The organism is Micromonospora sp. NPDC047527, from assembly GCF_040643015.1.
In the GTDB taxonomy this organism is placed as follows: Bacteria; Actinomycetota; Actinomycetes; order Mycobacteriales; family Micromonosporaceae; genus Micromonospora.
The window spans coordinates 44,309-68,718 of the sequence record NZ_JBEYTK010000004.1 but is presented as its reverse complement, the minus strand read 5'-3'; the positions used below and the strand labels follow the sequence as shown (position 1 = coordinate 68,718).

The 24,410-nt window shown below is 72.9% G+C and carries 19 protein-coding genes; 10 read left to right on the top strand and 9 right to left on the bottom strand.

Features of this window, described 5'->3' with window-relative positions:
* Window positions 1–8: 8 nt before the first annotated feature.
* Genes ABZ808_RS17040 through ABZ808_RS17020 form a run of 5 tightly spaced genes read left to right on the top strand, consistent with a single transcriptional unit; the run spans window position 9 to window position 7,561 of the window.
* Entirely contained in the window at window positions 9–2,192 is a 2,184-nt protein-coding gene (locus ABZ808_RS17040) for a molybdopterin oxidoreductase family protein (RefSeq protein WP_357006968.1), read from the top strand.
* Window positions 2,189–3,628 (top strand): FAD-dependent oxidoreductase, encoded by a 1,440-nt coding sequence (locus tag ABZ808_RS17035; protein ID WP_357006965.1) that lies wholly within the window; start codon window positions 2,189–2,191, stop codon window positions 3,626–3,628. Before ABZ808_RS17040 ends, ABZ808_RS17035 begins: the two co-directional genes overlap by 4 nt.
* Entirely contained in the window at window positions 3,625–6,129 is a 2,505-nt protein-coding gene (gene nirB / locus ABZ808_RS17030) for a nitrite reductase large subunit NirB (RefSeq protein ID WP_357006963.1), read from the top strand. Before ABZ808_RS17035 ends, nirB begins: the two co-directional genes overlap by 4 nt.
* On the top strand, window positions 6,126–6,473 hold the full coding sequence (gene nirD / locus ABZ808_RS17025; RefSeq protein WP_357006960.1) for a nitrite reductase small subunit NirD: 348 nt from the start codon (window positions 6,126–6,128) through the stop codon (window positions 6,471–6,473). Before nirB ends, nirD begins: the two co-directional genes overlap by 4 nt.
* Complete coding sequence (locus ABZ808_RS17020) at window positions 6,473–7,561, top strand: uroporphyrinogen-III synthase (protein ID WP_357006957.1); 1,089 nt, start codon at window positions 6,473–6,475, stop codon at window positions 7,559–7,561. The genes nirD and ABZ808_RS17020 overlap by 1 nt, the downstream gene beginning before the upstream one ends.
* 41 nt (window positions 7,562–7,602) lie before the next feature.
* Here ABZ808_RS17020 and ABZ808_RS17015 read toward each other — a convergent pair whose 3' ends face one another.
* The 4 genes from ABZ808_RS17015 to ABZ808_RS17000 all read right to left on the bottom strand — a co-directional run bounded on the left by ABZ808_RS17015 (window position 7,603) and on the right by ABZ808_RS17000 (window position 12,230).
* Window positions 7,603–8,226, bottom strand: coding sequence for an ATP/GTP-binding protein (locus ABZ808_RS17015; RefSeq protein WP_357006954.1), 624 nt, complete (start codon window positions 8,224–8,226; stop codon window positions 7,603–7,605).
* Complete coding sequence (locus ABZ808_RS17010; protein ID WP_007465174.1) at window positions 8,207–8,572, bottom strand: DUF742 domain-containing protein; 366 nt, start codon at window positions 8,570–8,572, stop codon at window positions 8,207–8,209. The genes ABZ808_RS17015 and ABZ808_RS17010 overlap by 20 nt, the downstream gene beginning before the upstream one ends.
* Window positions 8,573–8,658: 86 nt before the next feature.
* Window positions 8,659–9,066, bottom strand: a complete 408-nt coding sequence (locus ABZ808_RS17005) for a roadblock/LC7 domain-containing protein (protein ID WP_007465177.1) — start codon at window positions 9,064–9,066, stop codon at window positions 8,659–8,661.
* Window positions 9,063–12,230: a sensor histidine kinase gene (locus ABZ808_RS17000; RefSeq protein WP_357006951.1), complete on the bottom strand. Its 3,168-nt coding sequence runs from the start codon at window positions 12,228–12,230 to the stop codon at window positions 9,063–9,065. Before ABZ808_RS17000 ends, ABZ808_RS17005 begins: the two co-directional genes overlap by 4 nt.
* Before the next feature lie 446 nt (window positions 12,231–12,676).
* Between ABZ808_RS17000 and ABZ808_RS16995 the strand changes: the two genes are divergently transcribed.
* Entirely contained in the window at window positions 12,677–13,858 is a 1,182-nt protein-coding gene (locus tag ABZ808_RS16995) for an ABC transporter substrate-binding protein (protein ID WP_357006948.1), read from the top strand.
* Between the two features lie 97 nt (window positions 13,859–13,955).
* On the opposite strand, the gene ABZ808_RS16990 is transcribed toward ABZ808_RS16995, so the two are convergent.
* Window positions 13,956–14,816, bottom strand: coding sequence for an ABC transporter permease (locus ABZ808_RS16990; RefSeq protein WP_357006945.1), 861 nt, complete (start codon window positions 14,814–14,816; stop codon window positions 13,956–13,958).
* Window positions 14,817–14,916: 100 nt separating this feature from the next.
* The gene (locus ABZ808_RS16985) at window positions 14,917–15,948 is read right to left on the bottom strand and encodes an ABC transporter substrate-binding protein (protein ID WP_357006942.1); all 1,032 of its coding nucleotides are present in this window, start codon (window positions 15,946–15,948) and stop codon (window positions 14,917–14,919) included.
* Between the two features lie 270 nt (window positions 15,949–16,218).
* Here ABZ808_RS16985 and ABZ808_RS16980 point away from each other — a divergent pair, with 270 nt between their 5' ends.
* The 4 genes from ABZ808_RS16980 to ABZ808_RS16965 all read left to right on the top strand — a co-directional run bounded on the left by ABZ808_RS16980 (window position 16,219) and on the right by ABZ808_RS16965 (window position 21,346).
* The gene (locus ABZ808_RS16980; protein WP_357006940.1) at window positions 16,219–17,004 is read left to right on the top strand and encodes an ABC transporter ATP-binding protein; all 786 of its coding nucleotides are present in this window, start codon (window positions 16,219–16,221) and stop codon (window positions 17,002–17,004) included.
* Window positions 17,005–17,006: 2 nt separating this feature from the next.
* Complete coding sequence (locus ABZ808_RS16975; RefSeq protein ID WP_357008171.1) at window positions 17,007–17,957, top strand: LLM class F420-dependent oxidoreductase; 951 nt, start codon at window positions 17,007–17,009, stop codon at window positions 17,955–17,957.
* Window positions 17,954–18,262 (top strand): cupin, encoded by a 309-nt coding sequence (locus tag ABZ808_RS16970; RefSeq protein WP_053653894.1) that lies wholly within the window; start codon window positions 17,954–17,956, stop codon window positions 18,260–18,262. Before ABZ808_RS16975 ends, ABZ808_RS16970 begins: the two co-directional genes overlap by 4 nt.
* A 78-nt stretch (window positions 18,263–18,340) precedes the next feature.
* Entirely contained in the window at window positions 18,341–21,346 is a 3,006-nt protein-coding gene (locus ABZ808_RS16965) for a hypothetical protein (protein ID WP_357006937.1), read from the top strand.
* Between the two features lie 5 nt (window positions 21,347–21,351).
* On the opposite strand, the gene thiC is transcribed toward ABZ808_RS16965, so the two are convergent.
* The 3 genes from thiC to ABZ808_RS16950 are packed head-to-tail and all read right to left on the bottom strand — an operon-like array spanning window position 21,352 to window position 24,385.
* A complete protein-coding gene (gene thiC, locus ABZ808_RS16960; protein ID WP_357006934.1) occupies window positions 21,352–22,944 on the bottom strand; it encodes a phosphomethylpyrimidine synthase ThiC in 1,593 nt (530 codons plus the stop codon).
* A gap of 17 nt (window positions 22,945–22,961) precedes the next feature.
* Window positions 22,962–23,747: a bifunctional hydroxymethylpyrimidine kinase/phosphomethylpyrimidine kinase gene (thiD, locus tag ABZ808_RS16955; protein ID WP_357006931.1), complete on the bottom strand. Its 786-nt coding sequence runs from the start codon at window positions 23,745–23,747 to the stop codon at window positions 22,962–22,964.
* Window positions 23,744–24,385 (bottom strand): thiamine phosphate synthase, encoded by a 642-nt coding sequence (locus ABZ808_RS16950; protein WP_357008169.1) that lies wholly within the window; start codon window positions 24,383–24,385, stop codon window positions 23,744–23,746. Before ABZ808_RS16950 ends, thiD begins: the two co-directional genes overlap by 4 nt.
* Window positions 24,386–24,410 lie beyond the last annotated feature (25 nt).

Genomic DNA, 24,410 nt, shown 5'->3' with positions numbered 1-24,410 from the left:
TTCCCGACATGACAGACGGTGCATGGCCGGCAACTCGACCGGGGCGGGCGCCCCGGGAGGTGGCGACCCACTGCCCGTACTGCGCACTCCAGTGCGGGATGACGCTGCGTGCGGACGACGACGGGGTGACCGTGCTCCCCCGCCAGTTCCTCACCAACCGGGGCGGCCTCTGCCAGAAGGGCTGGACGGCCGCCGACCTGCTCGACCACCCGGAGCGTTTGACCAGCCCGCTGGTGCGTGACCCGGCCACCGGCGAGTTGCGACCGGCGAGCTGGGACGCCGCACTGGAGCGGATCGTCACCGGCATCCACGCCATCCAGGACAGCGCCGGCCGGGACGCGGTCGCCGTCTTCGGCGGCGGAGGGCTGACCAACGAGAAGGCGTACGCGCTGGGGAAGTTCGCCCGGGTCGCGTTGCGCACCCGGCACATCGACTACAACGGACGGTTCTGCATGTCCTCGGCGGCAGCCGCCGGGCTGCGCGCGTTCGGTGTCGACCGGGGGCTGCCGTTCCCGCTGGCCGACCTCGGGCGGGCCGACACCCTGCTGCTGGTCGGCGCGAACCCGGCGGAGACCATGCCGCCGCTGGTGCGCTGGCTGACCGAGCAACGGCGCGGCGGCGGCCAGCTGATCGTCGTCGACCCCCGGGTCACCGCCACCGCCCGCCAGGCCGACCTGCACCTGCAACCGCTGCCCGGCACCGACCTCGCGGTGGCCAACGCGCTGCTGCACATCGCGCTCACCGAGGGCTGGGTCGACCAGGCGTACGTGGCCGACCGTACGACCGGCTTCGACGCGGTCCGCCGCGGTGTCGCCGGCTGGTGGCCGGCCCGCGCCGAGCAGCTCTCCGGGGTGCCGGTGGCCGACCTGGAGGCGACCGCCCGCGCGTTGGGCACCGGCCGACGGGTGATCATCCTGACCGCCCGCGGCGCCGAGCAGCACGCCAAGGGCGTCGACACGGTCACCGCGTACGTCAATCTGGCCCTCGCCCTCGGTCTGCCCGGCCGGGAAGGCTCGGGGTACGGCTGCCTCACCGGCCAGGGCAACGGCCAGGGCGGGCGGGAGCACGGGCAGAAGGCCGACCAGCTCCCCGGCTACCGGCGCATCGACGACCCGGCGGCCCGGGAGCACGTGGCCGGTGTCTGGGGCGTGCCGGCCGACGACCTGCCCGGCCCGGGCGTGCCGGCCTACCAACTGCTCGACTCGCTCGGCACTCCCGGCGGCCCCCGGGCACTGCTGGTGTTCGGCTCGAACCCGGTGGTCTCCGCTCCCCGCGCGACCCGGATCGAGCGCCGGCTGCGCGATCTTGACCTGCTGGTCGTCGCCGACCTGCTGCTCTCCGAGACGGCGGCGCTGGCCGACGTGGTGCTGCCCACCGCGCAGTGGGCCGAGGAGGACGGCACGATGACCAACCTGGAGGGTCGGGTGCTGCGCCGACGCGCGCTGCGCCCACCTCCGCCGGGTGTCCGAACCGACCTGGCGATCATCTCCGACCTGGCCGCGAGGCTGGCCGCCACCGAAACGGCCGGCACCGAACCGTCCGCCGGTCGGTCCGCCGCCGAAACGGCCGTCGCACGGGCGGACGGCGCGGTGGCGCGGTTCCCCACCGACCCGGCCGCCGTCTTCGCCGAGCTGCGTCGCGCCTCTGCCGGAGGCACCGCCGACTACGCCGGCATCAGTTGGGCCCGCATCGACGCCGCCGACGGTGTCTTCTGGCCCTGCCCGACCGAGGACGGGCCGGACACCCCACGGCTCTTCGCCGACCGGTTCGGCACCCCGGACGGGCGCGCCCGGTTCCACCCGGTGGACCACCGGCCGGCGGCCGAGGAGGTCTGCGAGGCGTACCCGCTGCACTTCACGACCGGCCGGGTGCTGGCCCAGTACCAGTCCGGCACCCAGACCCGACGGGTGGCCGCGCTACGTCGCGCCGCCGGTGAGGCGTTCGTCGAGCTGCACCCCGATCTGGCCGCCCGGCTCGGCATCGACGACGGCGACCCGGTGCGGGTCACGTCCCGCCGGGGTGAGCTGTGCGCCCCGGCCCGGCTCAGCCCGGGGATCCGACCGGACACGATCTTCGCCCCGTTCCACTGGCCCGGGGCGGCCCGGGCCAACTCGGTCACCAACGACGCGGTGGACCCGATCTCCGGGATGCCCGAGTTCAAGATCTGCGCGGTCCGGGCGGAGAAGGCATGACCACCCGCGTGGTGATCGTCGGCAACGGCATGGCCGGCGCCCGTCTCGCGAGCGAACTGCACACCCGCGAGGGCGACCGGAAGGTCACCGTGCTCGGGGCGGAGCCCCACCGCGCGTACAACCGGATCATGCTCTCCACCCTGCTGACGGGCCGGATCGACGAGCCGGACGTGGAGCTGACCGAGGCCGCCGGGCACGGCATCGACCTGCGGACGGGCGTGCCGGTGACCACTGTGGATCGCCAGGCCCGCGAGGTCCACACCGCCGACGGTGAACGCATCTCCTACGACCACCTGGTGCTGGCCACCGGCAGCGAAGCGGTGGTGCCGCCGCTACCCGGCCTCGACCTGGCCCAACTGCCGGAACGGGTCGTCCCCTTCCGGACCCTTGACGACTGCCGCCGGATCCTCGCCCTGGCCGACGGCGCCCGCAGCGCGCTCGTGCTCGGCGGCGGCCTGCTCGGCCTGGAGGCAGCCCGAGGGCTTGCCGCCCGAGGCCTGGCCAGCACCGTGGTGCACCCGCGCGGGCACCTGATGGAACGGCAGCTCGACCCGGCGGCCGGCGCGGTGCTCGCCGGCACGCTCGCAGGCCTCGGCGTCACCATCGAGCTCGCGGTCGGAGCGACCGGGGTCGTCGCGGACGCCGACGGTGTCCGCCTCGACCTGGCCGACGGTCGGTCGCTCACCGCCGACCTGCTGGTGCTCTGCTGCGGGGTACGCCCCGACACCGCCCTCGCGACGGCCGCCGGGCTGACCGTGCGGCGCGGGGTGGTGGTGGACGACCGGCTGCGCACCAACGACCGGCGCGTCTCGGCGATCGGCGACTGCGCCGAACACGACGGCGTGCTCACCGGGCTTGTCGCACCCGCCTGGGCCCAGGCCCGGGTGCTCGCCGACGTGCTGACCGGGACGGACCCGCTGGCCCGGTACCGGCCCCGACCGGTGGTGACCCGACTCAAGGCGGCCGGGATCGACCTGGCCGCGATGGGCGACCCGGCGGGCGGCGGGCCGGGCGAGGAGCTGACCTTCACCGACCCGACCCGGGGCACGTACGCCCGGCTGCGGATCCACGACGAGCGGCTGACCGGCGCGATCCTGCTCGGTGACAACCCGGCCGTCGGCACGGTGATCCAGCTCTTCGACCGTGGTCACCCGGTGCCGGCCGACCGGCGGACGCTGCTGCTGGGCCGGGCCCTGGGCGGTGCCGCGGTGGCTCCGGCCGCGTCACCGGCGCTGATGCCGGACGCGGCCACCGTCTGCCAGTGCAACACGGTGACCAAGGGCGCGCTGGTGCGCTGTTGGCGCTCCGGCGCCCGGACGGTCGACGCGGTGGTGGTGGCGACCCGGGCCGGCACCGGATGCGGCGGATGCCGGGACGCCGTCGGCGGCATCGTCGACTGGCTGTCCCAAGCGGAATCGGTGGAGGTGACGCGATGAGCGGCGGTGACCTGGTCGTCATCGGCAACGGCATGGTGGGGCAGCGCTTCGTCGACGCGCTGCGGGCCCGCGACCCCGAGGGGCGCTGGCGGGTGACCGTGCTGGCCGAGGAGCGACGTCCGGCGTACGACCGGGTGCGGCTGTCGGCGTTCTTCGACGGGGTGAGCGAGGACGAACTCAACGTGCACACCCCGCACGACGGGGTGCGGCTGCGCCTCGGTGAGCCGGCCACCGCCATCGACCGTGGTCGGCGGGTGGTAACCACCGCCGCAGGCGAATACCCCTACGACGCGCTGGTGCTGGCCACCGGGTCGTACCCGTTCGTGCCGCCGGTGCCCGGCGCCGACCTGCCCGGAGTCTTCGTCTACCGGACCCTGGACGACCTGGCGGCGATCCGGGCGTACGCGGAGGGCCGGCGGGTCGGCGCGGTGATCGGCGGTGGGTTGCTCGGGCTGGAGGCCGCGAACGCGCTGCGGCTGCTGGGTCTGAGCACCGACGTGGTCGAGTTCGCGCCCCGCCTGATGCCGGTGCAGGTCGACCAGGCCGGCGGGGCGATGCTCCGCCGCTACGTCGAGGAGTTGGGTGTGCGTACCCACCTCGGGGTGGCCACCACGGCGATCCGGGCCGGCGCGGACGGCGCGGTCGAGGCTCTGGAACTCTCCGACGGCCGCAGCGTCGACGCCGACCTGGTGGTGGTGGCCGCCGGTATCCGGCCCCGGGACGAGCTGGCTCGGGCCGCCGGCCTGCCGCTTGGTCCGCGCGGCGGGGTGCTTGTCGACGCGACCTGCCGCAGCGCCGACGAGCGCATCTGGGCGGTCGGTGAGTGCGCGGCGGTCGACGGCACCTGCCACGGCCTGGTCGCCCCGGGGTACGCGACGGCCGAGGTGGTGGCCGACCGGCTGGTGGGCGGCGCGGCGACCTTCCCGGGCGCGGACACCGCCACCAAGCTGAAGCTGCTCGGCGTCGACGTGGCCTCGTTCGGCGACGCGCACGGCACCACCGAGGGCTGCCTGGACGTCACGTTCACCGACCCGGCCACCCGGGTCTACGCGAAGCTGGTCCTCTCCGACGACGCGCACACCCTGCTCGGCGGGGTGCTGGTGGGCGACGCCAGCGCGTACCCGACATTGCGGGCCAGTGTGGGCGGCCCGCTGCCGGCCGCGCCGCTGGCGTTGCTCGCGCCGGACGGCGGCGGCGCGGACGCCGGCGCGCTGCCCGCCGCCGCACAGGTCTGCTCCTGCAATGCGGTGACCCGCGGCGACGTGGACGCGGCCATCGCCGATGGTTGCGCGGACGTGGCGGCGCTGAAGGCGTGCACCCGGGCCGGCACGAGCTGCGGCTCCTGCGTGCCGATGCTCAAGCAACTGCTGGACGCGGCCGGGGTGGCGCAGTCCACCGCGCTGTGCGAGCACTTCGATGTCGGCCGGCGGGAGCTGTTCGAGATCGTCCAGGTGCGCGGCATCCGCACGTTCTCGCGACTGGTCGCCGAGCACGGTCGGGGGCGGGGCTGCGACATCTGCAAGCCGGTGGTGGCCTCGATCCTCGCGTCGCTGGGCAGCGGGCACGTGCTCGACGGCGAGCAGGCCTCGTTGCAGGACACCAACGACCACTTCCTGGCCAACCTGCAACGCGACGGCAGCTACTCGGTGGTGCCCCGGATCCCCGGCGGCGAGATCACCCCGGAGAAGCTGATCGTGATCGGCGAGGTCGCCCGGGACTTCCAGCTCTACACGAAGATCACCGGCGGCCAGCGGATCGACCTGTTCGGGGCACGGGTGGAGCAGTTGCCGCAGATCTGGCAGCGACTGGTGGACGCCGGCTTCGAGTCCGGCCACGCGTACGGCAAGGCGCTGCGCACGGTGAAGTCGTGTGTGGGCGAAACGTGGTGCCGGTACGGCGTACAGGACTCGGTGGGGCTGGCCGTGGCACTGGAGTTGCGCTACCGCGGGCTGCGCGCCCCGCACAAGCTCAAGTCGGCGGTCTCCGGTTGTGCCCGGGAGTGCGCCGAGGCCCGCAGCAAGGACTTCGGCATCATCGCCACCGAGACCGGCTGGAACCTCTACGTCGGCGGCAACGGCGGTTTCCGGCCCCGGCACGCCGACCTGTTCGCCACCGACCTGAGCACGTCGGAACTGATCACCCTGATCGACCGGTTCCTCATCTACTACATCCGCACCGCCGACCGCCTGCAACGCACGGCCGGCTGGATCGAGTCGATGGACGGCGGCCTGGACCACCTGCGCGCGGTGATCGTCGACGACTCGCTGGGGCTCTGCGCCGACCTCGACGCGGCGATGGCCCGGCACGTGGCCTCGTACTCCGACGAGTGGCGCGACGTGCTGGACGATCCGGACCGGCTGCGCCGCTACACGTCCTTCGTCAACGCCCCCGACGTGCCCGACCCGTCGATCACCTTCACCCAGGAACGCGGCCAACCGGTGCCGGCGCACGGTCACCGCCGGCAGCCGGTGGCGCTGGGCCTACCGGAGGTACGGCGATGAGCCAGCACAGCACACTGGACTGGACTGCGGTCTGCCCCCTCGACCGGCTGGAGCCCGACCGTGGTGTCGCCGCCCTGGTCGACGGGGTGCAGGTCGCCCTCTTCCGCACCGCCGACGGGCTGTTCGCGCTCGACAACCGCGATCCGGTCGCCGGGGCGTACGTGCTGTCCCGGGGCATCGTGGGCAGCCGCGCCGGGGTGCCGACGGTCGCGTCGCCGCTGCACAAGCAGGTGTACGACCTGCGCACCGGCGCCTGCCTCGACCTGCCCGGGGTAACCGTGGCCCGGCACGACGCGCGCTGCCGTGACGGGCTGGTCGAGGTGCGGCTGCGACGGGAGGGCTGATGCGGGAGGAACTGGCCGGCTTCACCATCGGGGTGACCGCCGACCGGCGGCGCGACGAGTTGGCCGCGCTGCTCGAACGTAGGGGCGCTCGTGTGGTGCTCGCCCCGGCGCTGCGGATCGTGCCGCTGTCCGACGACACCGAGTTGCGCGAGGCGACGCGCGCCTGCCTGGACCAGCCGCCGGACATCCTGATGGCCAACACCGGCATCGGCATGCGCGGGTGGTTGGAGGCGGCCGAGGGCTGGGGGTTGGCCGAGCCGCTGCGCTCGGTGCTGGCCAGCACGTACGTGGTGGCCCGGGGCCCGAAGGCGCGGGGCGCGATCCGTGCGGCCGGGCTGCACGACCAGTGGTCGCCGGCCTCGGAGAGCTGCGAGGAGGTGGTCGACCACCTGCGCCGGCGCGGTGTGGCCGGGCAGGTGATCGCCATGCAGCTGCACGGTGAGCGGCAGCCGGAGTGCACGCTCGCGTTGGAGGCGGCCGGTGCCAAGGTGATCGAGGTGCCGGTCTACCGCTGGGCGCCGCCGACCGATCTGGCACCGCTGCACCGGCTGATCGACCTGATCGCCGGCCGGCTGGTGGACGCGGTGACGTTCACCTCGGCACCGGCGACCGAGGCGCTGCTCCGCGCGGCCGGAGACCGTACCGATGCGGTGGTGTCCGCGTTCCGCAGCGACGTGCTGGCCAGCTGCGTCGGCGCGGTGACCGCCGAGCCCCTGCTGCGGCACGGGGTGCCGGTCAGCGCACCGGGCCGGGCACGGCTGGGCGCGCTGGTGCGGACCATCGTCGACGAGTTACCCCGTCGGACCATGACGTTCAAGGCCGGCGGGCACCTGCTCACCCTGCGCGGGCACGCCGCGGTGATCGACGGCGAGCTGCGCCCGCTGGCTCCCGCCCCGATGGCGGTGCTGCGGGCGCTGGCCCAGTCCCCCGGCCGGGTGCTGTCGCGTACGGCGCTGCTGCGCACGCTGCCCCGGGGCGCGGACGAGCACGCTGTCGAGATGGCGGTGGCCCGCCTGCGGGCCGGCCTCCGGGCGCCGCGCGTGGTGCAGACCGTGGTCAAGCGCGGCTACCGGCTCCGGGTCGACTGAGCTGTCACGGCCGGCCGGTGTACGCCGGCCGGCCGTGGCGGTCAGCCGACCGGCGTCGGGAACCCTCGACCCTGCTCGGCCTGCAGCCGGAGCATGGCGTGCTCGACCACCGTCACCAGCACCTGCTTGACCGAGTCCCGGTGCCGGGCGTCGGTCATCACCAGCGGCACCTGCGGCGAGATGGCCAACGCCTCGCGGACCTCGTCCAGCTCGTACTGGGGAGCGCCGTCGAACCGGTTCAGCGCCACCACGTACGGCAGGTTGCGGTTCTCGAAGTAGTCGAGCGGGGCGAACGCGTCGGTGATCCGACGGGTGTCCACCAGCACGGCGGCACCCACCGCACCCCGGATGATCTCGTCCCACATGAACCAGAAGCGGGTCTGACCCGGTGTACCGAAGAGGTACAGGATCAGGTCCTGGGCCATGGTGATCCGGCCGAAGTCCATGGCGACCGTGGTGGTCTCCTTGCCCGGCACCTTGGACGGGTCGTCGATGCCGACGCCGGCCGCGGTCATCAACGCCTCTGTCGTCAGCGGTGTGATCTCGGAGATCGAACCGACCAGGGTCGTCTTACCGACGCCGAACCCGCCCGCGACGACGATCTTCGCGGAGACGATTCCCCGGCCCGGCCGCCCCCCAGCGGGGTCATAGCCTGCGAAGTCCACTTAGCACCCTTCCAAGCAGTTCCATCCGCTCCTCGAACCCCTCGGCGGGAGCAGCAGTGTGTAACGTCAGCAGGCTCTCGGCCACCATGTCGGCGACCAGCACCCGGGCGACGCCTAGCGGCATCCGGGTGTACGCGGCGATCTCCGCCAGCGACTGTGCCCGGCCCTCGCAGACCGTGGCGATGCGGTGCTTGTCGTGCCCCGCGAAGCGGGACTCGGCAACCTGGGTGGGAGAGGCCGTGAGGACCGCCTCGAGGGCGATGTCCTGCCGTGGCTCGGTACGACCGCGGGTGACCGCGTACGGACGCACCAGAGCGCCGCGCGGGTCAGCGCGTCGTTGGTCCATCCTCGATCACCTCCTCGTCCCTGCGGAGCCGGCTCACACCGCCTCCCATCCCTGTTCCGGCGCGTGGTCCGCGCCGGGTCTCGGCGCTACGAGCGCACCGCGTCACGCGGCAGCGGCACCAGCGCGGCACCCACCCGCTCCACCAGCAGCGCCATCTCGTAGCCCACCTGGCCCACGTCGCAGCTTCGCGCCGCGAGCACGGCCATCGACGAGCCGTCGCTGATCGACATGAGGAACAGGTAGCCGCTGTCCATCTCGATGACGGTCTGCAACACCCCACCCGCGCTGAACATGCGGGCCGCGCCCTCGGTCAGGCTCACCACGCCGGAGGTGATGGCGGCGAGCTGATCCGCCCGGTCCCCCGGCAGGTCCCGGGAGGAGGCGAGCAGCAGTCCGTCGGCGGACACCGCCACCACGTGGGCGATCCCCGCCACGCTGTCGGCGAAGTTGGTGAGCAGCCAACCCATGTCCTGCATGGCAGCTGGCCTGTTCATCGGCTCTCCTTGGTCGAGGTGCTGTTCAGATCCGTCCCGGCCGTCCGGCCGCGCTGCACGCCGCGGTGGTAGGCCGACAACAGGCCGCGTACTTCATCGGGAGTCCGCCGGCTGCGGTCCCGGCCAGCCTTGGGCTCGATGCCGCCCGGCACGAGCTGCGCCTGCGGCACCCGCTTGGGCAGACCCGAGCGGGTGGTGCCCGCGGGGGCCGGCTCGGCGGCACGGCTGGCCCGGGACCAGCCCTCGTCCGCCGCGGTCCGCCAGGCGTCCGGGTCGACTGCGGGCGGTGGGGGCGCGCTCGGGGCGGTGGCCGCGGCCGGCACCGGCCGGGCGGCCGGCGGCGGCGGCGAGTACGACGGTGGCGCCGAGGGCGTCGCGGCCTCGCGACCGCCGTTGCTTCCGCTGCTGAACCCGTCCATGCTTCCCCCGCCTGCCAAACCGGTGCCGTCGCCGGAGCTACCCGGGGTGCGCGTCGGCAGCGGCGGTCGGGCCGGTGTCACGGTCGGCGCGGGCGCGGCGGCCGGTTGACCGCCATTGCCCGGCCGCACGGTGCTGGCCAGGCCGGCGTCGGCGGGTGCCGGCGGCTCGTCGAACTGCGGTCGGGTGAAGATCGCGGTGGCGTCGTCCCCGTGGGACCGGAACCAGACCGCCTCCATCTCCCGGAAGATCGGCGCCTCGGCCGGGAAATCGGGCCGGGTGCTGACCGGAGCGGCCGGCACCGGCGGCGCGACCGGCGGTGCGGCGGGCGGCGCGACCGCGCCGGGGCCGGCGACCGGCCCGACCGGCAGCACCGGCGCGGTCCGACCGTCGGTGGTGTCGGCCGTCGAGCCGCGCCGGGGCAGCGGGTCGATGGTCGGGTACGCCACCGTCGGGCCGCCCAGCGAGGCGCCCGCGCCGTTGCTGTACGCGGGCCGGGACGGCGGAACCGGGACGGCGGGCGCCGCGGCCGGTGGCACCGTCGGGCGTGCTCCGGAGAAGCCGCCGGCCTGCACGGCGGGGGTGGTGTCCCGCGTGTCGAGCGGCGACTGCCACTGCGTCGGCGTCGGGGCGTTGGTCCGCCACTGGTCGGGCAGCGTCGCCGCCGCGGTGGTCGCTCCGGCGTACGACTCGGCGTGACCAACCGGGGTGAGTGGCGCCTGCTCGACGGCCATCGGCTGGCGCGGCCGGGTGAGCGCCTGGTCGCGGCCCCGGTTGACGGGCAGCACCACGGTGGCGGCGGGAAGCGTCACCTGGGCGACGGTGCCGCCCTCCACGTTGCGGCGCAGCTCCACCCGGATGCCGTAGCGGGCGGCGAGCCGGCTCACCACGGCCAGACCCATCAGCCGGAACGCGGCGACGTCCACGCTGGGCGGCGCGGCCAGCCGCCGGTTGAGCGAGTCGAGCTGCTCGTCGCTGAGGCCGAGCCCGCGGTCCTCGATCTGGATCAGCACGTAGTCGCGGATGCGGCGACCGTCGGCGACCACCGTGGTGTTCGGCGGCGAGAACCGGGTGGCGTTGTCGAGCAGTTCGGCGACGAGCCGCACCACGTCGTTGACGGCGTGCGCGGCCACCGAGATGTCGGTGTCGACGGTGCCGAACTCGATGCGGTTGTAGAGCTCCACCTCGGACTGGGCGGCGCGCAGCACGTCCACGACCAACGCGTCGTCGCGGCGCGGTACGGCGGAGTCGGCGCCGGCCAGGACCAGCAGGTTCTCGTCGTTGCGGCGCATTCGGGTGGCCAGGTGGTCCAGCTCGAAGAGCTGCGCCAGCCTCTTCGGGTCCTCCTCGCCGCGCTCGATCGCGTCCAGCTCGCCGATCATCCGGTCGACCAGGGTCTGACTGCGGCGGGCCAGGTTGAGGAACATCGCCGAGACGCTGGTACGCAGTGCGGCCTGCTCGGCCGCGACGCGTACCGCCTCCCGGTGGACGACGTTGAAGGCCAACGCCACCTGGCCGACCTCGTCGCGGTTGTTGAGCTGGATCGGGTCCCGGACCTGCCGGACGATCTCCTCCACGCCGCCGTCGCCGACGCTGCCCATGTTCTGCAGTCGCTTCACGGCGTCGGGGAGGTCGTGGTTGGCCACCGACAGCGCACCCTCGCGAAGACGACGCAGCGAGTGGTTGAGCGAACGGGCCAGCACCACGGCCAGCGAGATGGCGATGATCAGGGTGAGCAGCACCAGGATCGACTCGACCACGGCCTGCTGGATGACGTCGGAGCGCGCCTCGTCGGCCTGGGCGAGCAGCCGGTCCTGTAGTTGGATCTCCGCCCAGCGCATCAGGTCGTTGACCGCGCCGATGGCGGCGGTGGCGTCCTGCGCGCTGACCAGCGGGCGCTGCCCGACCGAGCGGGTGATGTCGGCGGCCACCCGGTCGGCCAGGCCGACCGCGTCACCGGAGACGGTGTTGTTGACCAGGGCACGCTGCCCGGGGTCGGCGGCGAGCGCGAAGGCGACCAGGGCCTCCTGCTGGCTCGTCAGCGTGGCCACGAAGGAGGAGAACTGCTCCGGGTCGAGCTGGCCGGCGGTCAGCGCCGTGAAGGCGACCGCCTGCTCCTCCGCGACGGACGACTTGGCGCGTGCGAACGCGGCGACCGCCCGACGGCTGTCCGACAGGCCCTCCTCGCCGGGGAGCTGGGCCAGCCCGTCGCCGTAGGCGACCAGGTCGGTGAGGATGACGCCGTAGCGCAGCACCGCCTCGGCCACCGCCATCTGCCGGCGGTCCAGCACCTCCTGGCGCGTGCCGTCCAGCGTGGACAGGTGCTCGTCGATGGCCGCGAGCCGGCCCCGCAGGACCGCCGGCACCTCGCCGATCCGGGCCCGCTCGGCGCGGTACTCGTCGACCCGCTGCTGCGTCTGGCGCACCCGCAGGTTGTAGGTGTCGGCCGGCTGCTGCGGGGCGGCCAGGTAGGCGGCCGCGGCCATCCGCTCGGACTGAAGGTCCTGGGTCAGCGCGCTGACGTCGATGGAGAGCGCGGTGAGCGACCGCGCCCGGGTGGCGTCGAAGGCGCCCTCGCCCACCGAGATGAGTCGGACGGTGGCCAGCGCGATCACCGCGGCCACCGGAACGACCAGGATCAGCGCCAGCTTGGACCGGATCCGGGCGTCCCGCAGTCTCGGCAGCCGTCGACGCGTACGCCCAGCGGCGTCGCCGGGTGCGGGCAGGGTCGTCGGTCCGGTGCTCACGACATCGCCTCCGTCGTTTCTTCCCCGCCTGACCCACCGAACCATGCCGAAAGCGGAGGGGACCACGCGCGGCACGGCCGCGATTTCATCAGAGAAGATCCTGTTTGGGAAGCCGCAGGGCGGTAGGAAACGGTCGGACGGCGCGGAACCCGTGATCCGGTCAACTGATACCTTCATTTCCGCAAGCCCCTGAACAGGGCATGTAACTCCAGAGTGGTCACGCGTGTATGCAAAGTGAGCTTTTGCAAACATTGCGTTACCCCAGCATGTGGGATGGCCGTCCCGAAAATGCAACCGGGGTCCGCGCTTGACCACAGCGCCGGCCATTGGCAAGGTTTTGCACGCTTCGCGCACACACCGTACGGCAGAGAAGATCCCGTCCTCCACTGAGGACGGACTATCGGCGGTGACCGGGCAGCGCCCGCGCCCGCACCTGGAGGACTGAGTTGAGCCCCATCCGCTCCGCGACCATCGCGGCGCTCGCATCGGCCGTAGTGGCCACCACGCTCACCGGCTGCCAGTTCGGCGGAGCGGAGCAGGACACGAGTCCGATCGTGATCGCCGCCGACCTCGAACTGTCCGGCGCCGCCGCCACCGTCGGCCGGACATACCAGCGGGCCATCGAACTCAAGGTCGAACAGTTGAACTCCTCCGGAGCACTGAACGGCCGGAAGATCGAGCTGAAGGTGAAGGACAACCGTTCCGACGCCGCCGAGTCACTTCGCAACATCGCCGACTTCAGCAGCGATTCCCGGGTCAGTGCCATCGTCATGGGTGGCTGCAACGAATGCGCGGTCGGCGCGGTCGGCGTCATCAACGAGAAGAAGATTCCCACCATTGCGCTCGCCGCTTCCGGGGCGGTCGCCAACCCTGTCGCCCAGCGGCGTTACGTGTTCAAGCTGGGCCCGAACGCCGCGGACAGCGCCGCGGCGCTCACCACCGAACTGCGCCGCAAGAACATCCGCAAGGTGGGTCTGCTCTACAGCGACGACGATTACGGCCGGGAGGGCGTGGTCGCGTTGCGTCGCGAACTGACCAAGGTCAACATCAAGGTCGCCGGTGAGGAGTCGGTGAAGACCACCGACACCGAGGTGAGCCAGCAGGTTGGCAAGCTCACCCAGCTCAAGCCCGACGCGCTGGTTGTCTGGACCCCGCCGGAGCAGGCCACCCTCACCGCGACCACCGCCCAGCAGGCCAATTTCCGGGGGGCGCTCTTCTTCGACGCCGGGGCGGCCGGCGACCTCTTCCTCGGTGCGGCGGCCCGGGCCACCGAGCGGGCCACGATGGTCTTCACCCAGACCATGGTGATTGACGACGTGATCGCCACCACACCGGCGAAGGCCGCCCGGCGCCAGTGGTTCCAGGACTACACCGCGCGTTTCGGCGGGTACAACGGCTCCTCGTCCTTCGCCGCCGACGCGATCCAGCTCATCGCCGACGCCGAGCTGCGGGCCGGTGGCCCGATCGGTCAGGTCGACCGCGACGGCATCCGTGACGTGCTGGAGACGTCCCAGATGGACGGCCTGTCCGGCCCGATCCGGATGACGCCCGACAACCACTCCGGGCTGATGCCGCAGGCGCTCACCACGCTCGTCGCCCGCAACGGCCGGTGGCGGTTGGCGGGGTAACACCCCTGGCCCTCCGCGCGGGATTCGTCGCGTGTCGGGTGGGTGTGGCAACGGTCGAACAAAAGGGCCGGCCCCGGGTTGGGGCCGGCCCTGCGTGTCAGCGGCTGCTGGTGGTCTCCCGCACCCAGGGTAGGGCGATCCGCTCGATGAGCAGCAGCGCCGAATACAGCAGGATGCTCACCAGCGCGATCAGCATGATCGCCGCCCAAGCGGTGGCGGTGTCGCCGACGCCCGAGTACTGGAGGATGACGTAGCCCAGGCCGTCCTCGCCGGCCTGGAACTCACCGATCACCGCGCCGATCGCGGCCAACGGCATGGCCACCTTGAGCCCGACGAAGATCTGCGGCAGCGCGGCCGGGAACCGTACCTTGCGGAACGCCTGCCAGCGGGAGGCGTTCCAGGAGCGGACCAGCTCGGCCAGGTCGGCCGGCGTGGTGGTCAGGCCGGTCGCCGTGGAGAGCACGATCGGAAAGAAGCAGAGCAGGAACACCATGGTCAGGATCGGCTTCTGACCCCAACCCAGCGCCACCACCAACAGCGGACCCAACGTGATCTTGGGTACGGCGTTGATCGCGACCAGCAGTGGCGTGAACATCCGCTCCACCGTTCGGGAGCTGGCCAGGGAGAGTCCGATCAGGACACCGGCGACCGCCGAGAGGGCGAAGCCGATCAGGATCTCCAGCAGGGTGGCCCAGGTGTGCTCCAGCATCTGGGCGGGCTTGTCGACGAACGCGGTGAGCACCTCTCCCGGCGGTGGCAGGGCGGCCGGGTGCACCAGTTCCAGCCGGGCGATCAGCCACCACGCCGCCAACGCGACCAGGATGCCGGCCACGGGCAACAGCGCCACCCCGGTCCCGGCACGCAGGTGGACACCCCGACCCGCTGGCTCCGCCGCCGGCGCGCCGCCCGGGGATGGGGCCGCCGTCGCCGCCGGCTCCGCTGACCGGACGTCGGTCATCTTGTCCTCCTCGATATCCGTCGATCCCGGGGGCCGACGGGCGACGGGGGTACGCCGCGCCGGAACCGGCGCGACGTACCCCCATGTGACGACCGGGCGATCAGGCCTTCGGCGCGAGGCTGAAGTCGATGATCTGCTCGGGGGTGATGTTCTGCTTGAGCGCGCCCGCGCCCTGCAGGATCGCGATGCTCTTCGCGACCCGGCCGCTGTCCAGCGTGCCGATCGCCGTGCCCGAGTTGCCGGAGCGGACATACGCGGCCATCAGGTCCAGCTCGGCCGAAGCCGAAGCCGGGTTCGCGGCCTCCACGTTCTTCTTCAGGATCTCGCCGGCCTCCTTGGAGTTCGCCAGGCTGTACTCCAGGCCCTTGAGCAGCGCCGCGGTGAACCGCTTCACCATCTCGGGCTTCTCCTTGGCGATCTTCGAAGAGGTGATCAGGACGTTGCCGTAGAGGTCCTGCATCACGTTGCTGTACGGCAGCATGACGGCCTTCTTCTTGGCCGCCGCCTCGATGGTCGGCTGACCGACGACGAACTGGCCGATGCCGTCCACCGAGCCGTTGGCAAGCGTGGTGATCAGCGTCTGCGCCTCACCGTTGACCCAGGTCACCTTGCTGGCGTCCACACCGGCGAGCCGGGCGTACGTCGGGAACAGGTTGCGGACCACGGAGCCGGGGGTGTCGGCGAGCTTCTTGCCCTCCAGGTCCTTCGGAGAGTTGATGTTCTTGCCCTCGACGGTGGCGATGCCCGCCATCGTGCGCTGCTGGATCGCGGCCACCGCCACGAAGTCCTTCGCCTGACCGTTGCCGAGCTGGAGCAGACCGCCGGTGAGGTCGATCGGTCCGAAGTCGGCCTGGCCACCCACGACGGTCTGGATCACGCCGCCGGTGCCCTGACCAGCCTTGATCTCGACGTCGAAACCGGCCTCCTTGAAGAAGCCCTTCTCCTTCGCCACCCAGGCGTAGGAGTCGCGGCCGAAGTTACCGAAGGAGGTGAGGTAGGTCACCTTCTCCAGCGTCCCGCCGTTGCCGCCCTTGGCGTCGTCCGACGAGTCCGACCCGCTGCTGCAGGCGGAGACGAGGGCGAGGGCAGTGGCCAACGCGGCCGTAGCGACCGTACGGGTCAGCCTTCTCATCAGTAGCACCATGTCCTTTCCGACCGGGGCCGCAGGCCACGGAGGGGTTGTCGCGACGGGACCGGCAGGAGGGGTGGAAGCCGGGCACCGCCGTCGTGAGGGGACTCTTCGCGGGCACAGCGTACGAGAAACCCACCTTTGCGACGCCAGGCATATCGGGTTGCGGAACGGAAACAACCTGACGACCCACCCCGGACGGTGCGACACGGGGACGAGACGGCTAGCCTTTGTCGGATTCCTGACCGTCCACTCAGCGGAGGTCCACCGGAGATGATCCGACTGTCCGGGGTGTCGCGTACCTTCGAGGGCCGGTCCGGCCGGGTAGAGGCGCTACGCGGCATCGACCTCGACGTCGCCGAGGGCGAGTTCGTCGCCGTGCTCGGGCGCTCCGGGTGCGGCAAGTCCACGCTGCTGCGGCTGATCGCCGGGCTGCTTCCACTGACCTCCGGCGAGATCACCGTGGCCGGCACGCCGATCACCCGGCCCCGCCGCGACATCGCCATGCTGTTCCAGAAGCCGGCCCTGCTGCCGTGGCGCACCGTGCTGGACAACGTCATGTTGCCGGTGGAGATCTTCGGGTGGAGCCGCGCCAAGCACCGCGAGAGGGCCCGGCAACTGCTCGACGTGGCCGGGCTGTCCGGCTTCGAGAAGCGGCTGCCGCACGAACTCTCCGGCGGCATGCAGCAGCGGGTGTCGCTGTGCCGGTCACTGATCGGCGAACCCCGGGTGATGCTGATGGACGAGCCGTTCTCCGCGCTGGACGCGCTCACCCGCGAGGAACTCTCCGGCGAACTCCAGCGCGTGCACATGGAGAACAAGCCCACCATCGTCTTCGTCACCCACTCGATCGACGAGGCGGTGCTGCTCGCCGACCGGGTGGTCGTGCTGAGCCCGCGCCCCGGCCGGATCCGCAAGGTCGTCGAGGTGAACATCCCCCGACCCCGCACCCTGGGCCGCAACGCGCACCTCGCCGACGTCGCCCAGGTCAGCGCCGACCTGCACGAACTGTTGATGGAACGCGACCAGCCGGCCACGGCCGGCGCGGAAGGACGATGACCATGCGGGTGTCGGTGTTCACCGAGCCGCACCGGGGCGCCAGCTACGACGACCAGCTCCGGTTCGCACGCCTCGTGGAGGCCGGTGGCTACGAGGGCTTCCTCCGCGCCGACCACTACCGGGCGATGGGCGACGACCCAGGTCTGCCCGGCCCGACGGACGCCTGGCTGACCCTCGCCGCGCTGGCCCGCGAGACCGAACGGATCCGGCTCGGCACCCTGGTGACGTCCGCCACGTTCCGCCTGCCCGGCCCGCTGGCGGTGATGGTCGCGCAGGTCGACCAGATGAGCGGCGGCCGGGTCGAGCTGGGCATCGGCGCCGGCTGGTACGAGCGCGAACACACCGCGTACGGCATCCCGTTCCCGGCCGTCGGTGAGCGCTTCGACCGGCTGGCCGAGCAACTTGAGGTCCTCACCGGCCTGTGGACCACGCCGCCGGGCGAGACGTACAGCTTCACCGGCGACCACTACCGGCTGGTGGACGCGCCCGCCCTGCCCAAGCCGGTGCAGGTGCCCGGGCCGCCGATCATCGTGGGCGGGCGCGGCCCGAAGCGCACCCCCGATCTGGCCGCCCGCTACGCCGACGAGTTCAACATGCCGTTCAAGTCCGTGGCGGAGACCGCGGGCGCGTACGACCGCGTACGCGAGGCGTGCGACCGCGCCGGACGCACCGAATCCGGGCATGCGCCGCTGGTGCTCTCCGCCGGGATCGTGGTGGCCATCGGCCGGACCGACGCGGAGGCGCAGCGGCGAGCCGCGCCACTGCACGAGAAGAGCGCGCTTCCGCCGGAGGACCCGGTGGTCGGCTCGCCCGCACAGCTCGTGCAGCGGATCGGCGAGTTCGCCGAGATCGGCGCCACCCGGGTGCACCTGCGCATAACCGACCTCATTGACCTCGACCACCTCGAGCTGATTGCCGCCGAGGTACTCCCGCAACTGGACGGTGCACGATGAGCGAAACGATCGACGCGACCGAACTCGGGCCGGTGGGCCAGGAGATCGTGTACGAGAACGACAGGGTCCGGGTCTGGCACATCCGGCTCGAACCGGGCGAGCGGCAGCCCCTGCACCGGCACGACCACCCATATCTGGTGATCGCGGTCCAGGGCGCCAAGAACATCGTGCAGACCATCGACGGCACCCGAATCGACGCCGACGAGCCCACCGGCGGAGTCGTCTACCGCGACCCCGGAGCGGTACACATGCTCACCAATGTCGGGGACACGACATACCTGGCCCGGTTGGTCGAACTCAAGTAGACCCGCCGGGGTGTGCCCCGGCGCGCCGCGCGGCGCGCCGGTGGCGATCGGGTGTACCGGGTGCGTAACGTGCCCGACATGGCCTTTCGGACCTGGGGCAAGCTCCTGCTCACGGCGCTCGGGGTGAGCGTGCTGGCCGGAGCGGGCCAGCTCGGCGTCGCGTACGGCTTCGGCATCGTCCGACTCACCGGCGCCTTCTCCGGCACGACCGTCAACCAGTGGCCGGCCCAGCTCGTCTGGGTCGGCTGGTTCGCCGCGAACGCGGCCGTGGCCGGTGCCGTCCTGACCGGACGCCTGGCCCGCCGGGACGCCCCGGCTGCCAGCACCGGTCGGCAACTGGCCATCGGCGGCGCGGCAGCGCTCGGTGCCACCGCCGTCGCCCCGCTCTGCATGCAGCCCGCGCGAGCGGCCGAGCTGATCTCCATCGACCCGGTCTGGGCGGTCGGCATCTGCGCCGTGCTCGGCGCGGTGATCGGGGCCGGTGCGGCGATCGCCGTCCTGCTCCGGCCCGAGCTGGGCTGGAACATGGCGGCCGTGGCCGGCGCGGTCTGGTTGCTGGCGCTGATCTCCGTCCTGCCGTCGCTCGGCACGGTCGGCCCGCTGCCCACGGTCCGGCTCGGCGTACTCGAACCGAGCTGGCTGGCCGACGCCGCCGCGCAGCGGCTGGCGCTGCTCCTGCTGCCCATCGTGGCGCTGCTCGCGGGGGCGGCGACGGCCGGGCTCGCCCGCTGGCGCGGCCAGGTCCCGCTGGTCAGCGGAGCCACCGGCGTGGCCGGTCCGGTCCTGGTGGCGTTCGCCTATTTGACCGCCGGCCCCGGCGACGCGGTGGATCGCTACCAGACCACTCCCTACTACGGCGCGTTGATCGCGGTTCTCGCTGGCGCGCTCGGGGCCGCTGCCGCCGCCCTGTTGCGCTGGCCCCTCCGTGCCGGCACCGCCGCTCCGGCGGCGATCGAGCCCACCGACATCCTGCGCCCGCTGCCCGCCGGCCCGGCCCTGCCGGGCGCCGCGCCGTCGGCGGGTCCGGCGGGCGCCGGGGACGACACCGAGCCCACCAGCGCGGCCACCTCCGGCGCGGAGCTGGTCGGGGCCGGGCCGGGCTCGCGCGCCAACGACGACCTCGCCGCCGTACGCACCGTCCCCGCCCACTGGGACTGGCCGTCGACCACGGCGAGCGGTCAGCATGGGCCGGTTCCCTCCGACCGGTCCCGAGCGAGCGCGTCCGCCGCACCGGCCGGCGACGACTCCCCCGGGACGGGCCGAGCGGCCACCACCGAGATCATCGGCTCGGCTGGCGCGGCCTGGACGGCCAGCGTTCCGGCGGGTCGCACCGTCGGCACCCCAGCAGACAACCTGGGCGGCAGCGACCCGACCGCCAGCACGGCGACGACCACGAGCGGCGCGGCCCACTCGACCGTCGACCGCGCGACGACCAGCGACCCAGCCAGCACGGCCACGGCAGACACGGCCACACCGACCCGTGCGGGCACGGCAGGCACGGATACGGCAGACACGGGCACGGCAAGCACCGTGGCGGGCACGAGCACAGCAAGCGCGGGCACGGCACGCACGAGCACGGCAAGCACGACCACGGCGGGCACCGGCACGACAGGCACGAGCGCGGGCACGAACACAGCGGGCGCTGGCGCGGACACGGCAGGCGCTGGCACAAGCACGGCAGGCGCGGACACGGACACGGCGGGCGCAGGCGCGGGCGCGGAGACGGCGGGCGCGGGCGACGGGCCGGCCCCCAAGCCGCGCCGGACCCGCAAGCCGAAGGCCGCCACGGCCGGCAGCACCGAGGGTCCGGCCGACAGCGCGGCACCGTTCGAGCGGGCTGCCGCCGCCGACCCGACCAGCGGTGCCAGCACCTCGGACGCGACAGTGCGGGCGTCCCACTCCTCTGCCCCGGGCACTGCCCGACCCGCGTCCGGCAGCCCGGAGGTGGGCGTCGCCGACAGCGCCACGCAGGCCGAAACCGATGTCACGGCGGCACCGACCGCCGGTCGCGCCCGCAAGTCCGCGCGGCCCGGCAAGGCCACCGACAGCACGCCCCGGCCGGGCGAAGAGGCCGACCCGACACCGCGCCCGGCCGACGAGAGCCAGGCCACGCCGCCCCCCGGCGGTCAGGACAGCGCGACCGGTCGGAAGAGTCAGCGCGGCAAGGCCGTCTCCAGCACCGCCGCTGCCTCCACCACCGGGACGACCACGCAGCCACGTGCCACGGCCGGCTCGGCCGGTGAGTCCGCGGTCGCCGACGCGTCCGGGACCGGCCGCACCGAGCCGCCCGCGACCGAGGATGGTGCCGGCGGCCCGCTGTTCGGTGTGCCAGCCGCTGGCGACACGGAGACCGACCGGTGGACGCCGGCCCCGCCGGCCTGGCCGTCGACCCCGGCGTGGACGACGTCACAGGCCGCTGACACCGGGCCGTCCACTTTGGGCGCTCCGGTCGCTGCCGGGGATTCGACCGAGTGGACGCCCCGGTCCCGGCACCGGGCACCGCTGCCGGACCTGAGCCGCGCCAGCACCTGGGACGCCTTCAACACCGCCCGCCGTACCGGCCCGGCGCAGGCCGACTCGACGGCGGCCCTCTGGACGACGCCGACCAACTCGGCCGGCACCCCGGAACAGACCGTCGGCACCCCGGCAGGTCCCGACGAGGGTGCCGCCGCCGACCCGGGTTCGCGTGAACCCCGCGCCAAGGGCCGCCGCTGGGGCCGAGGTCGCGCCGAGGCGGAGCCGGCCGCGCCGTCCACGGTCGTGCCGGAGCAGGCGGGCGCTCCCGACGTCCCCGTCGACGGGCCGGCCGGCGGCGACGCCCAGCCGGTCGCGTCGACGTCCACCGACGACGCGGAGCAGCAGCCCTCCCGGCGGGGACGGCTCGGCGGTCTGTTCCGTCGCAACCGGTCCCGGGCCGACGAGGAGAACCGACCCGAAACGGATGCGACGGAACCGCTACCCACGCAGGACGAGGAGTTCGTCGACTGGGTCGCCGGCCTGAGCAAGCCGGTCGTGGACAACGAGCCGGAGCAGGAGAGCGGCCGTCGCTCGCTGCGCTCCACCGGCCGCCACCATCGCGACTGAGCCGATCAGGCCAGCGGGAGGTAGACCCGCCCACCGCCGGAGACGAACTCCTCCGACTTGTCCTTCATGCCGCGTGCCGCGTACTCCTTGAGTTCCTGGGTGATCTTCATGGAGCAGAACTTCGGGCCGCACATCGAGCAGAAGTGCGCCGTCTTCGCCGGCTCGGCGGGCAGCGTCGCGTCGTGGTACGAGCGCGCCGTCTCCGGGTCCAGCGAGAGGTTGAACTGGTCCTCCCAGCGGAACTCGAACCGCGCCTTCGACAGCGCGTCGTCCCACGCCTGCGCGCCCGGGTGTCCCTTGGCCAGGTCCGCCGCGTGGGCCGCGATCTTGTACGCGATCACGCCCGCCTTGACGTCGTCGCGGTCCGGCAGGCCGAGGTGCTCCTTCGGGGTGACGTAGCAGAGCATCGCCGTGCCGAACATGCCGATCATCGCGGCGCCGATGGCCGAGGTGATGTGGTCGTAGGCCGGCGCGATGTCCGTGGTCAGCGGGCCGAGCGTGTAGAACGGCGCCTCGTGGCACCACTCCTGCTGGAGGTCCACGTTCTCCTTGATCTTGTGCATGGGTACGTGCCCCGGGCCCTCGATCATCACCTGTACGTCGTGCTCCCAGGCGACAGTCGTCAGCTCACCAAGGGTGCGCAGCTCGGCGAACTGCGCCTCGTCGTTGGCGTCCGCGATGGAGCCGGGGCGCAGCCCGTCACCGAGGGAGAACGTCACGTCGTACTTCGCGAGCAGCGAACACAGCTCCGCGAAGTTCGTGTAGAGGAAGTTCTCCTCGTGGTGCGCCAGGCACCAGGCCGCCATGATCGAGCCACCTCGGGAGACGATCCCGGTGACCCGGTCCACGGCCAGCGGCACGTACGGCAGCAGCACCCCCGCGTGCACCGTCATGTAGTCCACGCCCTGCTCGGCCTGCTCGATCACGGTGTCCCGGAACACGTCCCAGCTCAGCTTCACCGGGTCGCCGCCGACCTTTTCGAGGGCCTGGTAGATCGGCACCGTGCCGATCGGGACCGGCGAGTTCCGCACGATCGCCTCGCGGGTCTCGTGGATCCGCTTGCCGGTGGACAGGTCCATCACGGTGTCCGCACCCCACCGGGTGGCCCAGGTCAGCTTCTCCACCTCCTCGGCCACCGATGAGCTGACCGCCGACGTACCGATGTTGGCGTTCACCTTGACCAGGAACGCCTTGCCGATGATCGCCGGCTCGCACTCCGGGTGGTTGACGTTGAGGGGCAGCACCGCCCGGCCGGCGGCGATCTCCGTCCGGACCAGCTCCGGGTCGACGTTCTCCCGGATCGCCACGAACTCCATCTCCGGCGTCACCACCCCGGCCCGCGCGTAGGCGAGCTGCGTGGGCCGGCGACCGTCCGCACCGGCGAGCGGCGTACCCGCACCCCGCACCGGCGCCACGTCACCCCGCTCCGCGATCCACGGCCCCCGCAGCGGCGGCAGCCCCACCTCGGGATCGGAACCGGGACCGGACGTGTCGTAGAGCCGGACCGGCGGGTTGTCCCCGGACAACCCCACCTCGGCGAACGGCACCCGGACATCCGGCCGAGAACCCTCGACGTACACCTTGCCTCGTGCCTGCATGACAGCCTCCCTGGTGATCAAGCGGACCAGCCGAAGTGATCCAGCGGCCCGCGCCCCGCGCCCAGCTCCCAACCCCGCCCGCCGGTCAGCGCGCGGAGCACGTACTCCTTGGCGGTCCCCACCGCTACCGGCACCGGATCGCCCAGCGCGAGCCGCACGGCGATCGCCGCCGAAAACGAGCACCCGGTGCCGTGGGTGTGCCGGGTGTCCACCCGCGGCCCGCGCAGCAGAGTGGTGACGCCGTCGCCGTGCAGCACGTCAACCGCCTCGTCACCGTCCAGGTCACCGCCGGTGACCACGACGTACTCCGGGCCGCCCGCCGCGAGGGCCTCGGCTGCCACGACCATCGCGGCCACGTCGTCCACCGGGCGTCCGGTGATCGCTGCGGCCTCCGCGCAGTTCGGCGTCGCCACCCGGGCGTACGGGAGCAGCCGCTCCACCGCCTCCACCACACCGAGCCGGTGTCCACTGGTGGCGACCAGCACCGGATCGACGACGAGTTGTGGCAACCGGCCGTTCCGAGCGGCCTCGGCCACCGCGTCCGCGACGGCGGGGGTGCCGAGCATTCCCGTCTTGACCGCTCGGACGGTGAAGTCGGCCAGCACGCTGTCCAACTGCTCGGTGATCGTGCGCGGGGGCAGCGGCAGTACGGCGTCGACGCCACGGGTGTTCTGTGCGGTGATGGCCGTGAGGACACTGGTGCCGTACGCGCCGAGGGCCGCGAAGACCTTGAGGTCGGCCTGGATGCCGGCGCCACCGCCGGAGTCGGAGCCGGCGATGGTGAGCACTGTGCTCGGTGTCACGTCTGGTCTCCGCTCGTCGCGGTTGAGGGCTCAGGGGTGACGGCCTCGTGGAAGGCCCGGGTCAGAGCGACTGCCGCGTCGGTCGGGTTCTCGGCTCGCATGAGCGCGCCCAGCACTGCCACCCCGACGGCTCCCGCCTGGACGCACGCGGTCACCTGTTCCGGGGTCTCCACTCCACCCAGGGCCAGCACGGGCACTGGGCTGTCGCGGGCCAGCGTGCGCAGCCCCGAAACGCCCAGCGGCGGGCCGTAGCCGGGCTTTGTCCTGGTCGGATGGACGGGAGAGAGGGTGACGTAGTGCTCGGTGGTCAGCCGGTCCAGCTCGGCCTGGTTGTGGCAGGAGCGGCCGACCAGCGGGTGGGCCGGCGGCGGGTACGGGCCGGCGGCGGGCAGGTGCACGGCGTCACCGCCGAGCGGGTCGGGGCCGGCCACGATCAGGGTTCCGCCGACGTCGGCGAGGATCGCCCGCAGGTCGACGGCGAGGGCGGCGCGCTCGGCGCGCGGCAGGTCCTTGTCCCGCAGCACCACCCAGCGCACTCCCCCAGCCACCGCCCGAGCGACAACCAGGTCGAGTGGTCCCGACGCGACCAGCCGATCGGTAAGCAGAACGACACCCGACGGCACGCTCCCCGCCGAGATCTTGGAAGGATTCGGCCCCTTGAGG

Bases quoted from the DNA above. Each gene is read 5' to 3' on its own strand.
- ABZ808_RS17040 (WP_357006968.1), top strand. From the start codon at position 9: ATGACAGACGGTGCATGGCCGGCAACTCGACCGGGGCGGGCGCCCCGG.
- ABZ808_RS17035 (WP_357006965.1), top strand. From the start codon at position 2,189: ATGACCACCCGCGTGGTGATCGTCGGCAACGGCATGGCCGGCGCCCGT.
- nirB (WP_357006963.1), top strand. From the start codon at position 3,625: ATGAGCGGCGGTGACCTGGTCGTCATCGGCAACGGCATGGTGGGGCAG.
- nirD (WP_357006960.1), top strand. From the start codon at position 6,126: ATGAGCCAGCACAGCACACTGGACTGGACTGCGGTCTGCCCCCTCGAC.
- ABZ808_RS17020 (WP_357006957.1), top strand. From the start codon at position 6,473: ATGCGGGAGGAACTGGCCGGCTTCACCATCGGGGTGACCGCCGACCGG.
- ABZ808_RS17010 (WP_007465174.1), bottom strand. From the start codon at position 8,572: ATGGACCAACGACGCGCTGACCCGCGCGGCGCTCTGGTGCGTCCGTAC.
- ABZ808_RS17005 (WP_007465177.1), bottom strand. From the start codon at position 9,066: ATGAACAGGCCAGCTGCCATGCAGGACATGGGTTGGCTGCTCACCAAC.
- ABZ808_RS16990 (WP_357006945.1), bottom strand. From the start codon at position 14,816: ATGACCGACGTCCGGTCAGCGGAGCCGGCGGCGACGGCGGCCCCATCC.
- ABZ808_RS16985 (WP_357006942.1), bottom strand. From the start codon at position 15,948: ATGAGAAGGCTGACCCGTACGGTCGCTACGGCCGCGTTGGCCACTGCC.
- ABZ808_RS16980 (WP_357006940.1), top strand. From the start codon at position 16,219: ATGATCCGACTGTCCGGGGTGTCGCGTACCTTCGAGGGCCGGTCCGGC.
- ABZ808_RS16975 (WP_357008171.1), top strand. From the start codon at position 17,007: ATGCGGGTGTCGGTGTTCACCGAGCCGCACCGGGGCGCCAGCTACGAC.
- ABZ808_RS16970 (WP_053653894.1), top strand. From the start codon at position 17,954: ATGAGCGAAACGATCGACGCGACCGAACTCGGGCCGGTGGGCCAGGAG.
- ABZ808_RS16965 (WP_357006937.1), top strand. From the start codon at position 18,341: ATGGCCTTTCGGACCTGGGGCAAGCTCCTGCTCACGGCGCTCGGGGTG.
- thiC (WP_357006934.1), bottom strand. From the start codon at position 22,944: ATGCAGGCACGAGGCAAGGTGTACGTCGAGGGTTCTCGGCCGGATGTC.